At 69.5% G+C, this 15402-nt stretch carries 15 protein-coding genes and 1 pseudogene; 11 read left to right on the top strand and 5 right to left on the bottom strand.

Going from position 1 to position 15402, the window contains the following annotated elements; genetic code table 11:
- Nucleotides 1–116 precede the first annotated feature (116 nt).
- From AC1DTW_RS24055 to AC1DTW_RS24095, 9 genes are all read left to right on the top strand, one after another.
- Entirely contained in the window at nt 117–881 is a 765-nt protein-coding gene (locus AC1DTW_RS24055; RefSeq protein WP_477983928.1) for an energy transducer TonB, read from the top strand.
- Between the two features lie 14 nt (nt 882–895).
- Nucleotides 896–1657 (top strand): MotA/TolQ/ExbB proton channel family protein, encoded by a 762-nt coding sequence (locus AC1DTW_RS24060; RefSeq protein ID WP_477983929.1) that lies wholly within the window; start codon nt 896–898, stop codon nt 1655–1657.
- A gap of 11 nt (nt 1658–1668) precedes the next feature.
- Nucleotides 1669–2091: an ExbD/TolR family protein gene (locus AC1DTW_RS24065; protein WP_477983930.1), complete on the top strand. Its 423-nt coding sequence runs from the start codon at nt 1669–1671 to the stop codon at nt 2089–2091.
- Nucleotides 2088–2300, top strand: coding sequence for a hemin uptake protein HemP (gene hemP / locus AC1DTW_RS24070; protein WP_477983931.1), 213 nt, complete (start codon nt 2088–2090; stop codon nt 2298–2300). Before AC1DTW_RS24065 ends, hemP begins: the two co-directional genes overlap by 4 nt.
- A 127-nt stretch (nt 2301–2427) precedes the next feature.
- Complete coding sequence (locus AC1DTW_RS24075) at nt 2428–4734, top strand: TonB-dependent receptor (protein ID WP_477983932.1); 2307 nt, start codon at nt 2428–2430, stop codon at nt 4732–4734.
- Between the two features lie 26 nt (nt 4735–4760).
- Nucleotides 4761–5450, top strand: a complete 690-nt coding sequence (locus AC1DTW_RS24080; protein ID WP_477983933.1) for a Fe2+-dependent dioxygenase — start codon at nt 4761–4763, stop codon at nt 5448–5450.
- A 46-nt stretch (nt 5451–5496) separates the two neighbouring features.
- Entirely contained in the window at nt 5497–5772 is a 276-nt protein-coding gene (locus tag AC1DTW_RS24085) for a PepSY domain-containing protein (RefSeq protein ID WP_477983934.1), read from the top strand.
- A 7-nt stretch (nt 5773–5779) separates the two neighbouring features.
- A complete protein-coding gene (locus AC1DTW_RS24090) occupies nt 5780–6346 on the top strand; it encodes a cytochrome b/b6 domain-containing protein (protein WP_477983935.1) in 567 nt (188 codons plus the stop codon).
- A gap of 213 nt (nt 6347–6559) precedes the next feature.
- Complete coding sequence (locus AC1DTW_RS24095; RefSeq protein ID WP_477983936.1) at nt 6560–6967, top strand: SWIB/MDM2 domain-containing protein; 408 nt, start codon at nt 6560–6562, stop codon at nt 6965–6967.
- A gap of 87 nt (nt 6968–7054) precedes the next feature.
- Here the strand turns inward: AC1DTW_RS24095 and AC1DTW_RS24100 are convergent, their stop codons facing one another.
- The 3 genes from AC1DTW_RS24100 to AC1DTW_RS24110 all read right to left on the bottom strand — a co-directional run bounded on the left by AC1DTW_RS24100 (nt 7055) and on the right by AC1DTW_RS24110 (nt 8809).
- Complete coding sequence (locus AC1DTW_RS24100; protein WP_477983937.1) at nt 7055–7660, bottom strand: 2-hydroxychromene-2-carboxylate isomerase; 606 nt, start codon at nt 7658–7660, stop codon at nt 7055–7057.
- A 63-nt stretch (nt 7661–7723) separates the two neighbouring features.
- Entirely contained in the window at nt 7724–8254 is a 531-nt protein-coding gene (pal, locus tag AC1DTW_RS24105) for a peptidoglycan-associated lipoprotein Pal (protein WP_477983938.1), read from the bottom strand.
- Nucleotides 8255–8302: 48 nt separating this feature from the next.
- Nucleotides 8303–8809 carry a MarR family winged helix-turn-helix transcriptional regulator gene (locus tag AC1DTW_RS24110; RefSeq protein WP_477983939.1) on the bottom strand — a complete coding sequence of 169 codons (507 nt, stop codon included), beginning with the start codon at nt 8807–8809 and terminating at the stop codon, nt 8303–8305.
- A 152-nt stretch (nt 8810–8961) separates the two neighbouring features.
- Between AC1DTW_RS24110 and AC1DTW_RS24115 the strand changes: the two genes are divergently transcribed.
- Together AC1DTW_RS24115 and AC1DTW_RS24120 are read left to right on the top strand one after the other, a co-directional pair.
- Nucleotides 8962–10140 (top strand): cation:proton antiporter, encoded by a 1179-nt coding sequence (locus AC1DTW_RS24115; protein WP_477983940.1) that lies wholly within the window; start codon nt 8962–8964, stop codon nt 10138–10140.
- Between the two features lie 170 nt (nt 10141–10310).
- On the top strand, nt 10311–11438 hold the full coding sequence (locus AC1DTW_RS24120) for a YbdK family carboxylate-amine ligase (RefSeq protein ID WP_477983941.1): 1128 nt from the start codon (nt 10311–10313) through the stop codon (nt 11436–11438).
- 10 nt (nt 11439–11448) lie between these two features.
- On the opposite strand, the gene uvrA is transcribed toward AC1DTW_RS24120, so the two are convergent.
- A complete protein-coding gene (gene uvrA, locus AC1DTW_RS24125) occupies nt 11449–14367 on the bottom strand; it encodes an excinuclease ABC subunit UvrA (RefSeq protein WP_477983942.1) in 2919 nt (972 codons plus the stop codon).
- Nucleotides 14368–14466: 99 nt separating this feature from the next.
- Nucleotides 14467–15402: pseudogene (locus AC1DTW_RS24130) on the bottom strand (hypothetical protein); the annotation flags it as partial.

The following is a 15402-nucleotide window of genomic DNA, read 5'->3' on the forward strand; positions in this document are numbered from 1 at the left end:
ACTTCGCCCGCGGTCCTCATCGTCGGGCAAAGAGCAGTAATAAGAATCGTTCGCATTTGTGTTAGATTTAATGCTCGTCAGCGAGCGATGTCGCTTCTGCGGCTGGCGACCCCTCGATGAATGTCCCGACCCTGCCCTTCGACAACCCGATGGCCGCGAGCGCCGCGTCCGCGCCGAGCCCGGCCGTCGCGCGCTTGCCGCCGCTGCCGCGCGGCACCGGCAGCGATGCACTGACGCCAGCGCAGCAGCGCCTGATGGTCGCGGCCATCGTCGCCGCGCATGCTGCGGGCGCCTGGGGCCTGATGCAGATCGGCGCGGTGCGCGAGGCGGTGCGCGAAGCGGCGCCGATGTTCGTCGACCTGATTGCGCCACCGGCACCCCAGGCACCGCCGGTGCCGCCACCGCCGCAGCCGCCGCAACCGATTCCAAAGAAGGCGCCGCCGCCGGTGCCGGTGATCGCCGCGGCGCCGAGTCCGGCGCCCAGCCCGTTCACGGTGCCGGCACCGCCACCGGAGCCGGTCGTCATCGCCCCGTCGCCGCCCGCGCCGCCGGTGATGGCCGCCGTGCCGGCATCGCCCGCGCCGCCAGCGCCACCGAAGGTCCTGCCGGCCTCGGCGGTGCAGTACCTGGACACGCCCGCGCCGGAGTACCCGCGCCTGTCGCGTCGCAACCTCGAGGCCGGGCGCGTGGTGGTGCGCGTGTTCATCGACGAGGCCGGCGCGCCGCGCCAGGTGCAGGTCGGCAAGTCGTCGGGCTTCGAGCGCCTCGACGCGGCGGCCCTCGCGGCGGTGCTGAAGTTCCGCTTCCGGCCGCCCACCGAGAACGGCCAGCCGGTCTCCGGCTGGACCCACGTACCGATCGATTTTGGTTTGGAGAGGTAGAGATGACCCCTGAAATGAACGCCGCAACCGCGGGCCCCGGATTCGGCCACTTCGTCGCCCAGGCCGACATCGTCGGCAGGACGCTGCTCGCGATCCTGGTGCTGATGTCGATCGCGTCATGGGCCATCATCGCGATCAAGGGCGCCTCGCTGCTGGCGCGAAGCGGCCGCAGCGCGAGCTTCCTGAACTTCTTCTGGAACGCGACCTCGCTCGATGCGGTCGCCGGCGAGATCGCGACGCATGGCGTGCGCGACCCGTTCTCGCACCTGACCGCGCACGCGATGCAGGCGCAGGCGCACCACGCGAAGTACGGCGCGGCCAAGCTCGAAGAGGCCGGTTCGGCGAGCGACTTCGTCACGCGCACGATCAAGAAGGTGCTCGACGAGGAAACCACGCGGCTCGAGAACGGCCTCGCGATGCTCGCAACGGTCGGTGCGACCGCGCCGTTCGTCGGCCTGTTCGGCACGGTCTGGGGGGTCTACCACGCGCTGGTGGCGATCGGCATGAGCGGGGCCGGCACGCTCGACAAGGTCGCAGGCCCGGTCGGCGAGGCGCTGATCATGACCGGCCTTGGCCTCGCGGTCGCGATCCCCGCGGTGATGGGCTACAACTGGCTGACGCGCGCGAACCGCGTGCTGGCGGCCAGGCTCGACGCGTTCGCGTACGAGCTGCACACCTTCGTCTCGATGGGCCAGGCGCTCGGCCACGGCGCGGCCGCCGAGCCGGCGCCGGCGAACGTTCGGCCGATGGCGGGCAGCCGCCCGGTCGCGGCCTAAGGAGCGACGCGATGGCCTTCGCCAGTTTCGACTCCAGGAGCGCCGGCGCGCCGATGTCCGAGATCAACATGGTGCCGTTGATCGACGTGATGCTGGTGCTGCTCGTGATCTTCATCATCACCGCGCCGCTGCTGACGCAGGCCGTCAAGCTCGAGCTGCCGAAGGCGAGCTCGCAGGTCAACGACCTGCGGCCCGAGAAGGTCGAGTTCTCGATCGACGCGACCGGTGCGCTGTTCTGGAATGGCGAACCGGTGACGCGCGCCGAGGCCGGCCAGCGCTTCGAGCTCGAGGGCAAGAAGGCGCCGCAGCCGGAAGTGCACCTGCGTGCCGACCAGGCCGTGGCGTATCGCTTCGTCGCGCAGACGCTCGCCGATGCATCGAAGGCCGGGTTGACGAAGGTCGGCTTCATCAGCGAACCCGACGCATCGAAATGACGACCGACCGCGGTGTGCCGCCCTCGTTCGCGCCGCAGTCGACCGACGGCAGGGCCGCGCCGCTGCCGGCCCGAACCGGCGCCACGCCGACGGTCCGCGTCAGCAGCACCCAGCTGTTCGGCACCGCGCTCGAGATCCAGATCGATCACCACGGCACGCTGTACCGCCTGAAGCAGACCGCGCTCGGAAAACTGATCCTGACCAAATAGCCAGCTCGCCATTCACTCACTGACCCGCACCAGCCCGCCGCCGCCAGCCCGTGCCTTCAACCCTTCATCCAAGGAAAGCACCGTGCTGCACCGACCGAAAACCACGCGTTCACCCAGAAAGAAGGCCATGCGCGCCGCAGGCCTGATCGAGCTGCCAACCCCTGCGCCGCCGCGCCTGCTGCCGCTCGGCGCGCTCGCCGCCGGGTTCGGCATGCTCGGCGGTGCCGCGTTCGCGCAGACCGCGCCGGCGCCGACGCCTGCGGCCTCCGCGCCGAAGGCCGAAACGACGCTGGCGCCGATCGCGGTCAAGGCCAAGGTCGAGACCGATGCGAACTCGGTTCGCGCGACCACCTCGACGATCGGCAAGGGCACGCAGGATCTGCGCGACATCCCGCAGTCGGTCACGGTGGTCACCGAGAAGCTGATCGAAGACCGCCGCATCGACACGCTGAAGGAAGCGCTGCACCAGACCGCCGGCGTGACCTTCCTGGCGGCCGAGGGCGGCGAGGAAGACATCCGCCTGCGCGGCTTCTCGCTCGCCGCCAGCGGCGACATCTACGTCGACAGCCTGCGCGACCCGGCCTTCTACGAGCGCGACACCTTCAGCTTCGACCGCATCGAGCTGCTGCGCGGTTCGGCCTCGATGTTGTTCGGGCGCGGATCGACCGGCGGCGTCGTCAACCAGGTCAGCAAGCAGGCCTTCCTGTCGAACGCGAGCCAGGTCGACTTCACGCTCGGCAGCGGCAGCTTCATGCGCTTCACCGGCGACTTCAACATCAAGCTGAGCGACACCTCGGCGGCGCGCATCAACGTGATGAACACGAACGCGAGCGGCCACGGCGGCAACGACAAGCTCGACAAGCAGGGTCTGGCGGCGACCTTCCGCTGGGGCATCGGCAGCGCCGACGAGTTCCATGTGTCGGGCTACTACCTGCGCAACGACAACGGCATCAACTACGGGCTGCCGTGGCTGCGGCGCGACGGCTCGCAGCCGCTCTCGGCGAGCAACCCGGCGAGCATCATCAAGGGCCTGGAGCCGACGAACTACTACGGTGCGGCCAGCGACCACAATGCCGGCGGCGCAGCGCTCGCGACCGCCGGCTGGACGCACCGCTTCGCCGATGGCGGCGAACTGAAGAGCGCGATCCGCCAGGGCCGCTACGACCGCGACCAGCGCGCCAGCACGATCCGCTTCGTCGCGACCGACATCGGCGAGAACAACATCAGCGACGCGACCCAGCTCCGGCGCGGCACCAACAACAAGGTGCAGGACATGACGACGACCTACGCCCAAAGCGACTACAGCAACCGGTTCGGCTGGTTCGGCGTCAAGCACGAGGTGCTGACCGGCGTCGATCTGGCCCACGAGGTCTTCCACAACGACAACGTCGCGGCCTTGCCGACCGGCGTGACGCTCAACAAGAACGACCCGTTCACGACGGTCGGCACGCCCGATGACGGAACCGGCGCGGTCGACGAGTCGCTGCGCATCAGGCGCCTGGACCGTGCGTTCGACGCGAAGGCGCTCGGCGTGTACTTTCAGGATCTGGTGCAGGTCGCGCCGGCCTGGAAGATTCTCGGCGGCCTGCGCTGGGACTACTTCAAGGGCGACTACCACCGCTACGCGACCGCGGTGTCCGCGACCACCCCGGTGATCGGCGCGGAGATTGCGCCGGCCTACGGCCGCTCCGACCATCTCTGGAGCAAGCGAGCCGGCGTGCTGTACCAGCCGAGCGACACGGCGTCGTTCCACTTCTCGTACGGCACCTCGTTCAACACCTCGGGCGACACCTACCAGTACGACAGCCAGACCAGCAACACGCCGCCCGAGAGCAGCGAGAACTACGAGCTCGGTGCGAAGCTCGACTGGTTCGATGGCAGGCTGAGCACGCGCGCCGCCGCTTTCTACAGCGTCAAGAAGAACGAGCGCAACCGCGACCCCGACAGTGCCGCGACGCAGGCCGTGCTGTCCGGCAAGCGCCACGCGGCGGGGCTGGAGTTCGACCTCGCCGGCCGCATCCTGCCTGGCTGGGAGGTGTTCGGCTCGTACGCGTGGACGCCGGTGGCCCGCATCGACGCCGGTGCGCCGGGGTCGACTCCCGGTGTCGGCGAAGGCGAAGGCACGCGCTCGGCCCTGACGCCGCGCCACAGCGGCACGATCTGGATGACCTACCAGTTCACGCAGAGCCTGCGTCTGGGCGCCGGCCTGAACGCGCGCAGCGCGCAAACGCCGAACCGCAACCCGGCCGGCATCGTCGCGCCGAGCTTCGTGACCGGCGATCTGCTGGCCGAGTACACGCTGAACGAGGCGGTCGCGTTCAAGCTCAACGTCGCGAACCTGACCGACAGGCTGTATGCCGATGCGCTGTACACCGGCCACTACATCCCGGGCGCTGGGCGCTCGGTCCAGCTCACGATGACCGCGCGCTTTTAGCTTCCGAGGCCTGAAGGCAAGACCGCATGCTGCTGCACGTCAAGGAAGTCCTGAACGCCGACGAGTTGCGCGAGGCGCGCGCGATCCTGGCGCGCGCGACCTGGGGCGACGGCCGCGTCACGGCCGGCGTGCAGTCGGCGCAGGCGAAGAACAACGAGCAGCTGCCGCAGGACGGCGCCGACACGCAGGCGCTGCAGCGCCTCGTGCTCGGCGGCCTGAACCGGCACGCGGTGTTCTTCTCGGCGGCGCTGCCCAAGCGCGTGTTCCCGCCGCTGTTCAACCGCTACAGCGGCCGCGCGAACGCGTTCGGCAGCCATGTCGACAACGCGGTGCGCTTCATCCCCGGCAGGCAGGGCGAGCGCGTGCGCACCGATGTCAGCTGCACGCTGTTCCTCGCCGACCCCGACGAATACGACGGCGGCGAGCTGACGATCGCGGACACCTACGGCGCGCCGCGCATCAAGCTGCCGGCCGGCGACATGGTGCTGTACCCCGGCACCAGCGTGCACCGCGTCGAGCCGGTGACGCGTGGGGCGCGCCTGGCGAGCTTCTTCTGGCTCGAGAGCATGGTGCGCAGCGACGAGGCGCGCCGGCTGCTGTTCGAGATGGACACGCACCTGATGCGCTTGCGCACGCGCGTCGGCGAAACCGATCCGGCCGTGATCGGTCTGACCGGCACGTACCACAACCTGCTGCGCATGTGGGCCGATGTCTAGGTCCCGCATCGCTTTTCCATCACCCACCACCCCGAAAGGACGAAACATGAAACCGACCCTCCTGATCGCCGCCGCCTTCCTGAGCCTGGCCGCCGCCGGCAGCGCGTACGCGCAGCACGCCGAGAAGTGCGAGCCGATCCCGAAGGAAGAATGGAAGCCGCAGGCCGAACTCGAACGCAAGCTGACGAACCAGGGCTGGAAGATCAGCCGCGTGAAGATCACGAACGGCTGCTACGAGGTCTACGGCAAAAACGAGACCGGCCGCAACGTCGAGCTGTTCTTCCACCCGAAGACCTTCGAGCTCGTGACCGCGCCGAAGTGATCCTCCCGTGACGCCGACGACGCGCGAGCGCGCATCGCTGCCGACACTGCGCGTCTGGGATCGCGCGGTGCGCGGGCTGCACTGGGCGCTCGTCGCGTCGGTCGCGCTCGCGGCGCTGAGCACCGTCGTGCTGTTCGGCGCGCACCAGCCGGCCGGCTACGTGGTGCTCGCGGTCGTCGTGCTGCGCAGCGTGTGGGGCGTGTTCGGCGGGCGCTATGCGCGCCTGCGTCAGTTCGTTCGCGGGCCGTGCGCAACGCTGCGCTATGCGCTCGCGGCGGCGCATCGCCGCGAGCCGCGCTTCCTCGGCCACAACCCGCTCGGCGGCTGGATGGTCGTCGCGCTGATGTTGTGCGTCGCCGCGCTCGCGCTGACCGGCTGGCTCTACACGACCGATGCGTTCTGGGGCGACGAGACCGTCGAGCGGATCCACCGCGCGCTCGCGTGGGCGCTGCTCGGGCTCGTCGTCGCGCACATCGCGGGCGTGATCTACGCCAGCGTTCGGCACCGCGAGAACCTCGTCGCAAGCATGTTGACCGGCCGCAAACGCGCGCCGCAGTCGAACGACATCGCGTGAGCCGGCGATCGAATGGGCGCATGCCCAGTGACGCCTCGCCACGACAAAGCGCTTCCCACCTCGAAGAAATGCGTGTTTCTCCCGTGAAAACTCTTTCTCTACACCCTTTGCAGGCATTACCATTCGCTCCGCACGGTGCTATGGAGAAATGAGAGTCCACGCGGCTCTCGCCCATCCCGGGCACATCAACAACTCTTGATGGAGAGAATCAACATGGCAACTGCGAAGAAGGCGCCCGCGAAAAAGGCGGCACCGGCAAAGAAGGCTGCACCGGCAGCGAAAAAAGCGGCACCTGCCAAGAAGGCCGCTCCGGCGAAGAAGGTCGCTGCCAAGAAGGCGGCGCCGGCGAAGAAGGCCGCTCCGGCCAAGAAGCGCACTCCCAACGCCGCCTTCATGAAGGCGATGACCCCGAGCCCGGCACTCGCTGCGATCATCGGCTCCAAGCCGGTGCCGCGCACCGAGGTGACGAAGAAGGTCTGGGAGTACATCAAGGCCAACAAGCTGCAGGACGCAGCGAAGAAGACGATGATCAACGCCGACGCCAAGCTGAAGGAAATCTTCAAGAAGGCGCAAGTCTCGATGTTCGAGATGACCAAGCTGATCAACGCTCATCTGAGCTGAGCGTCGGCGCGCTCTCGGGCGCTCTGGCAGAACGAAAAGCCGGTGCTTGCACCGGCTTTTTCACGTCTGGCGTTCGCGTGTGCGGGTTCAGCCGCGCGCCAGCCGGCGCTGCAGAAAATCGAGCCGGTCCTGGCCCCAGAACAGCTCGCCGTCGACGACGTAGCTCGGTGCGCCGAACACGCCGGCGTCGATCGCGCGCTGCGAGTCGGTCTCGTAGCGCGCCTGCACGGCCGCAGCGTGCGACGCGTCGAGCCGCTGCGCCGGCAGCGACTGTTCGGCGAGGATCGCGGCGAGCGTGCCGGCGTCGGCGATGTTGCGCTCCTCGGCCCAGACCGCGCGCAGCACGGCACCGGTCAGCGCCATCGCGGCATCGCTGCCGTCATGCAGGTCGACGGCGATGATCAGCCGTGCGGCGTCGTCGCATGCAACCGGGAAGAACTTCGGCTGCAGATTCAGCGCCACGCCGAGGTGCTCGGCGAAGCGCCGCAGCTCGACCAGTCGATAGGCCTGGCGCTGCGGCGCACGCCTGGCCAGCGGCAACCCGCCCGAGACCGGGAACACCTTGCCCCCGAGATCGACCGGCAGCACGTTGACGCGCGCGCCGGCGGCCTTCGCGATCTGCGCGAGGCGCGCGTGGCCGAGGTAGGTCCAGGGCGAATTCGGGGCGAAGTAGTAGTCGACGACGAGACTCATGCGATCTCCGGAAACGAAGCGCTCAGTCTAGCGATCCGCCTCCGGCCGCGTCGAAGGCGAGGGTCAGCGCTTCAGGTAGCGGATGTCGGCGCGGCGGTTCTCGGCCCACGCGGCCTCGTCGTGACCCTCGGCCTTCGGGCGCTCCTCGCCGTAGCTGACGGCCTCGATCTGCGCCGGCTTCGCGCCCATCACGACGAGCTGCTTCGCGACGATCTGTGCGCGCTTGTCGCCGAGCGCGAGGTTGTACTCGCGCGAGCCGCGCTCGTCGGTGTTGCCCTCGACGCGAATCTGCAGCAGCGGATGCGCCTGCAGGTAGCGGCCATGCGCCTGCACCAGCGGCTGGTACTTCGCGTCGATCACGAAGTCGTCGTAGCCGAAGTAGACGCTGCGCGCTGCGAGCTCGCTCTTCGGGTCGTCGAGCGGGTCGAGCGTGACGGTCGCGACCGTGCTCTGCGCGGTGCCGGTCGACGGCGGCGTCGCGGGCACCGACGACGCGGTCGAGACCGGCGCCTTCGGCGTGTCCAGCGGTGTGCTGCTGCAGGCGGCGAGCGCGGCCGCGGCGAGGATGGCGATCGAGAGAGACTTGTTGATCATCGGAAAACTCCTGGAGTGGCGAAGTGGCGAACGAGCCGGGCGACCCGCTCATTCGGTGAAGGGAAGCGGCCTCGCGGCCAGTGCCGGATCGAAGCCGCCCATGCAGTCGACCAGCACCGCGAGGCCGTCGTGGACCTTGCGCAGCTGCGCAGCGCTCATGCCGTCGAGCACGTTCGGCAGCAAGCCGCGTGCCGGCGCGGCGGCGCTCTTCAGCGCCCGGCGCCCGGCGGCGGTCAGGTGGATGTGCACGACGCGCTGGTCGCTCGGCGAGCGGCCCTTGCGCACCAGCCCCGCCGCCTCGAGCCGGCTCAGCAGATTGCTGACCGTCGTCTGATGCACGCGCAAGCGCTGCGCGAGTTCGCCGACGCTCAGCCCATCGGCTTGCGCGACCTCGTGCAGCGCCCACAGGCGCGCGCTGGGGATACCGGTGTTGCGCTCGATCTTCGCCGAGTGATTGCCGGCCAGCCGCACGACGACGCGCAGCTGCTGCAGCACGTCGAGCCCGACCGGCGCGCGGCGTCGCCGCGCGGGCCGGGGCGTCACATTCGATTTCATTTGCGCAAAGTATATTGCCGCAAATGCAATCGCACATGTAATGAGTTGCTTCGCAAAGCACTGCAATAGCCCCTTCTGCAAAATTGAGATGCATCGCGGTCGCCGGGGCGGGGTAGGCTGCGCGCCCAGAACAACAACGAGCGACTCTGCGCATGAACATCGATCTGCTCGGCCCGCTGGTCGCCTGGCCGCTGATGCTGCTTGCCGCGTGGCTTGCCGGCGAATGGGCCTTCCGCCACTGGAACGTGCCGCGCGTGTGCGCCTACGGCGTGGTCGGCCTGGTGCTCGGCGGTGCCGGCCTGTCGCAGAACGTCGCGTCGCAGGTGGCGCAGGGCTTCCTGGCGAACGTCGCCCTCGCGCTCACGCTGTTCGAGCTCGGCTACCGCATCAACCCGCGCTGGTTTCGCCACAACCCGTGGGTGCTGGGTGCTGCGATCGCGCAGGCGCTGCTGACCTTCGGTGCGGTGTTCTGGGTCGCCGGCCTGTTCGACGTGCCGATCGACCACCGCCTCGTGCTCGCGGCGCTGTGCGTCGCGAGCTCGCCGGCCGAGATCATGCGCGTCACGCACGAGCTGCGCAGTGCCGGCCAGGTCACCGAGCGGCTGCTGCACCTGTGCGCGCTGAACTGCCTCGTCGCGGTGCTGCTGCTGAAGCTCGTCGTCGGCTACTGGCATCTGGAGACCAGCGGCGAGCTCGGCAAGGCGGCGTTCAACAGCGTCTACGTGATCTGCCTGTCGCTGGTCGCCGGCGCGATCTTCGGCTTCGTCGCGCCGCTGCTGAACCGCCTCGCGACGAGCAGCCGGAGCACCACCGTGACCTTCGCGCTGCTCGTGCTGCTGTTGAGCGGCGCGGCGCAAAGCCTGCATCTCTCGCCGCTGCTCGCGGCGCTCGCATTCGGTGTCGTCGCGCGCGAGCGCCGCGTGATGCTGAGCCATGCGCAACGCAACTTCGGCGCGCTCGGCGAGGTGCTCGCGGTGTTCCTGTTCGTCTTCGTCGGCAGCCTGCTGTCGTGGAGCGGGCTGGTCGCGGGGCTGGTCCTCGGCGCCGCCGTGCTCGGCACGCGCAGTGCCGTGCACATGCTGATCAACGTCGGCGTCGCGCGCGCCAGCGGCACGACCTTGCGCAAGGGCGTGCTGACCGGCCTGACGCTGATGCCGATGTCGGCGTTCGCGCTGCTCTTGCTCGAGGAAAGCCGCCTCTACGGCTTCGATCTTGCGCGCGACAGTCTGCCCGCGATCGGCGGCCTGCTCGTCGTGCTCGGCGTGCTGGGCCCGCTTGTCACGCAGCGCGCGCTGATGCTGGCGCGCGAAGCGCATCCGGAGGAAGGTTGAAATGAGTCGTCGTCTGCGACAGGGGTCTGCTCTCGGCCCATTGCGGCTATTCGTGAGCGCCTGCCGCGAAGGCCACCCACGGCGGCGTTCCGGCGGTAGACCACTGTGGCCGCTCTCGCCTTTGCCGCTCCGAGGTCAGAAGGTCTGCGCAGCCTGGAGGAGTCGCTGACATGCCCCTGGGACCATTCGGAACATCGCAGGCCCTGACGCTCGGCGTCGAGCTCGAGCTGCAGCTCGTCAACACCGTCGACTTCGACCTGACCTCGAGCTCCAACGACCTGCTGGAGCTGCTTTCGCGCAAGCCCTTCCCGGGCACGGTCACGCCCGAGATGACGCAGAGCATGATCGAGATCGCGACCGGCATCCAGACGCTGCATGCGCCGCTGCTCGCCGAGCTGCGCGGCATGCGCGACACGCTGACCGCGGCCTGCGACCGGCTGAACATCGACATCGCCGGCGGCGGCACGCACCCGTTTCAGCGCTGGTCGGAGCAGCGCGTGTTCTCGAAGCCGCGCTTCCAGCAGATCTCGCAGCTCTACGGCTACCTCGCAAAGCAGTTCACGGTGTTCGGCCAGCATGTGCATGTGGGTTGCGCATCGGGCGACGACGCGCTGTTCCTGCTGCACTCGCTGTCGCGCTACGTGCCGCACTTCATCGCGCTGTCGGCCTCGTCGCCGTTCTTCCAGGGCGTCGACACGCTGTTCGATTCGGCGCGCCTGAACTCGGTGTTCGCGTTCCCGCTCAGCGGCCGCGCCCCGTTCACGCTGCGCTGGGACGACTTCGCGCACGGCTACTTCACGAAGATGGAAGCGACCGGCGTCGTCCAGTCGATGAAGGACTTCTACTGGGACATCCGCCCCAAGCCCGAGTACGGCACGATCGAGCTGCGCGTCTGCGACACGCCGCTGACGGTCGAGCGCGCCGCCGCGCTCGCGTGCTATCTGCAGGCGATCTGCCGGCGCCTGCTCGAGCGAGTCGAGCCGCCGCCGCAGGAAGACGACTACCTCGTCTACACCTTCAACCGCTTCCAGGCCTGCCGCTTCGGCCTCGACGGCACGATGGTCGATCCGCGCACGCGCGAGAGCCGCACGATCCGCGAGGACATCCTCGCGACGCTGCGCCATGTCGAGCCGCATGGCGCGGTGCTGCAAAGCCTGCCGGCGCTCGAGGAGATCGAGCGCTGCGCCGCGCGCGCCGGCAACCATGCGACGCACCTGCGCAAGGTGTACGCCGAGACGCGCAACGTGCAGAGCATGGTGCAGGAGGCCGCACGCGCATGGCGCGCCGGGCCGTCCTGAGTCGTCTCGCTCAGGCGCCGAGCAGCGGTTTCAGGTAGCGCCCGGTGAAGCTGTCCGGGTGCGCCGCCACGTCCTCCGGCGTGCCGGCGACCAGCACCGTGCCGCCGCCGGCGCCGCCTTCGGGGCCCATGTCGATGATCCAGTCGGCGGTCTTGATGACGTCGAGGTTGTGCTCGATCACGACGATCGTGTTGCCGGCGTCGCGCAGCTGGTGCAGCACGCGCAGCAGCAGGTCGATGTCGGCGAAGTGCAGGCCGGTGGTCGGCTCGTCGAGGATGTACAGCGTGCGCCCGGTGTCGCGCTTGCTCAGCTCGAGTGCGAGCTTGACGCGCTGCGCCTCGCCGCCCGAGAGCGTCGTCGCGCTCTGGCCGAGGCGGATGTAGCCCAGGCCGACATCGAGCAGCGTCTGCAGCTTGCGCGCGATGTTCGGCACCGCGTTGAAGTACGCGTGCGCGTCCTCGACGGTCAGGTTCAGCACGTCGGTGATGTTCTTGCCCTTGTAGAGCACCTCGAGCGTCTCGCGGTTGTAGCGCTTGCCGTGGCAGACGTCGCAGGGCACGTACACGTCGGGCAGGAAGTGCATCTCGACCTTCAGCACGCCGTCGCCCTGGCAGGCCTCGCAGCGCCCGCCGGCGACGTTGAAGCTGAAGCGCCCCGGGCCGTAGCCGCGTTCCTTCGCGGTGTTCATCTCGGCGAAGAGTTCGCGGATCGGCGTGAACATGCCGGTGTAGGTCGCCGGGTTGCTGCGCGGCGTGCGGCCGATCGGGCTCTGGTCGACGTTGATGACCTTGTCGAAGGTGTCCAGGCCTTCGATCGAATCGACCGGCTCCGCCTCGGCGTGGCTGTTGTACAGCTTGCGCGCGACCGTCGCGTACAGCGTGTCGTTGACCAGCGTGCTCTTGCCCGAACCCGAGACGCCGGTCACGCAGGTCAGCAGGCCGACCGGGATCCCGACGCTGACGTTCTTCAGGTTGTTGCCGCGTGCGCCCTCGATGCGCAGTGTCTGCGGCTCGGCCGTGTCGGCGAGCGTGTGGCGCCTGGCCGGCACCGCGATGCGCAGCGCGCGGGACAGGTACTGGCCGGTCAGCGAGTCGGGGTTCGCGGCGACCTGCTGCGCCGTGCCCTGCGCCATCACGCGCCCGCCGTGCACGCCGGCGCCCGGGCCCATGTCGATCACGTGGTCGGCGGCCAGGATCGCGTCCTCGTCGTGTTCGACGACGAGCACGCTGTTGCCGATGTTGCGCAGGTGGCGCAGGGTGCCGATCAGGCGCTCGTTGTCGCGCTGGTGCAGCCCGATGCTGGGCTCGTCGAGCACGTACATCACGCCGGTCAGCCCGGAGCCGATCTGCGAGGCGAGCCGGATGCGCTGCGACTCGCCGCCCGAGAGCGAATCGGCGTTGCGATCCAGGCTCAGGTAGTTCAGCCCGACATCGTTCAGGAACTTCAGGCGCGAGCGGATCTCGCGCACGACCTTGTCGGCAATCTCGGCCTTCGCGCCCTGCAGCGTCAGCGATTCGAAGTAGGCCAGGCACTCGCGCAAGGTGAAGTGCTCGACGCGGAAGATTGGCTCCTTCGCATCGCTCTTCGCGTCGACCAGGAACACGTGGCGCGCTTCGCGCCGCAGCCGCGTGCCGTCGCAATCGGGGCAGGGCTTCGCGCTCTGGTAGCGCATCAGGTCTTCGCGCACCGCCGCCGAATCGGTCTCGCGGAAGCGCCGCTCCAGGTTCGGCAGGATGCCCTCGAACGGGTGCGAGCGCTTGACGACGCGCGCCTTGCCGCGCCCGCCCCGGCCTTCGCTCTCGGCCGCGTAGACGAACTCGATGTCGGTGCTGCCCGAGCCGTGCAGCAGCACCTTCTGCGCGCCGGCGGGCAGCTCCTCGAACGCGCTCTCGATGTCGAACGCGTAGTGGCGCGCGACGCTCTCGAGCAGCGAGAACGTGTAGGCGTTGCGCCGGTCCCAGCCCTTCACGGCGCCGCTGGCCAGGCTCAGCGACGGAAACGCGACGACGCGGTCGGCGTCGAACACCGTCGTGTGGCCGAGGCCGTCGCAGGTCGGGCAGGCGCCGACCGGCGAGTTGAACGAGAACAGGCGCGGCTCTAGTTCGCTGAGCGAATAGCTGCACACCGGGCACGCGAACTTGCTCGAGAACAGGTGCTCCTTGCCTGAATCCATCTCGAGCGCCATCGCGCGCCCGTCGGCGATGCGCAGCGCGGCCTCGAAGCTCTCGGCCAGGCGCTGCTGCAGGCCGGGCTGCACTTTCACGCGATCGATCACGACGTCGATGTCGTGCTTCTCGGCCTTCTTCAGCTTCGGCACATCGGCCGCCTCGTACGCGGCGCCGTCGACTCGAAAGCGCACATAGCCCTGCGACTGCATCTCGGCGAAGAGCTCGCCGAACTCGCCCTTGCGGTCGCGCACGACGGGCGCGAGGATCATCAGGCGAGTCTCCGGCGGCAGCGCGAGCGCCGCGTCGACCATCTGGCTCACGCTCTGCGCCTGCAGCGGCAGGCCATGGTCGGGACAGAACGGCGTGCCGGCGCGCGCATACAGCAGGCGCAGGTAGTCGTGGATCTCGGTGACGGTGCCGACGGTCGAGCGCGGGTTGTGCGAGGTCGCCTTCTGCTCGATGCTGATCGCCGGCGACAGGCCCTCGATCACGTCGACATCGGGCTTGTCCATCAGCTGCAGGAACTGCCGCGCGTACGCCGACAGGCTCTCGACATAGCGGCGCTGGCCCTCGGCATACAGCGTGTCGAACGCGAGCGAGCTCTTGCCGGAGCCCGACAGACCGGTGATCACCACGAGCTGGTTGCGCGGGATGTCGAGGTCGATGTTCTTCAGATTGTGGGTACGCGCCCCGCGCACGCGGATCATCGTCGCTTCGAGCGACGACGGGGGCGCAGCGGCGGTGTCGGCAGAGTCGGGCATCGGGAAGGCGCGCAAAACCGACCATGATAACGGTCGGGCACGTCGCGCCCGGGCGGGTCGACTGCGGGCGTCTCAGGCGAGCGCCCTGGGGCCGTCATGTCAGCGGGTGGCTTCGTCGAGCGCCTGTTTCAACGTGTCGATCGCGGCGCGCGGCAGCTCGGCCCGCGACGCCGGCGCGAACCAGACCGCGTCGTCGGTGAGCCGCAGCATGGCGGCCGGCGCCGCGTCGTCGCGTGACAGGCGCAGCACGCTGCCCGGGTCGGCCGGCGCCGGTTCGGCGGCGCTGCGCCAGTGCACGGCGGTCGCGCGGTCGAGCTGCACGAGCCAGCGCTGCAGCGCGGGGGTCATCGCCTGCAGCGCACCACCGCGTTGCCAGGTCCAGCGCTCGGGCTGTGCGGCGACCGAGGCCAGCAACGCGCTCAGCGCCGCGGGGCGGGCCGGCGCGAGCGCGTCTTCGCGGCGCGGCGCGGCCGCCTTCGCCGCGCCTCGAGCGAGCGCTCCAGACGCGGTCGCGCTCGCTTCGTCGCGTGCCGTCGTGGCCATGTTGTCCGACGCGGGTGCCGCCTCGCGCCGTCGCTGCGCATCGGCTTGTGGCGGCGCCGGCGCTCGTGCAGGTGCAGGTGCCGCGGCCGGTGCGGCTTCGTCGGGAGCGCGTTGCTCCCTGAACGGCGCGGGCGCTTCGGGTTGCGGTTCAGCCTGCCGGACCGTCGGTGCCGGCGCCGCTGCGCGCCCCGGCGCGACGCGCGGCGCCGCTGGCTTCGGGGCCGCGCGCCGCGGTTCGGGCGCGCCATCGAGTTCGGCCTGCGCTGCGCCCTTGCGATCCGCCGCCGCGTCGGTCGGCGGTGCCGCGGTCGGAGCGGGCGTCGGCGCTGCACCGCTCGGCGCCGCGGTCGTTTCGCTGGCCGGCGGCGGCATGCGCGTCGGGTCCAGCGGCTGATCCCACCACAGGACGCCGACCAGCGTCGCGACCATCACGCTCGCGAACCCCGCGGCGACCGGCGGTCGCGCGAGCCAGGCCCACGCGGCGGCCCAGGC

The sequence above is a fragment of the Rhizobacter sp. P5_A1 genome (genome assembly GCF_056400745.1).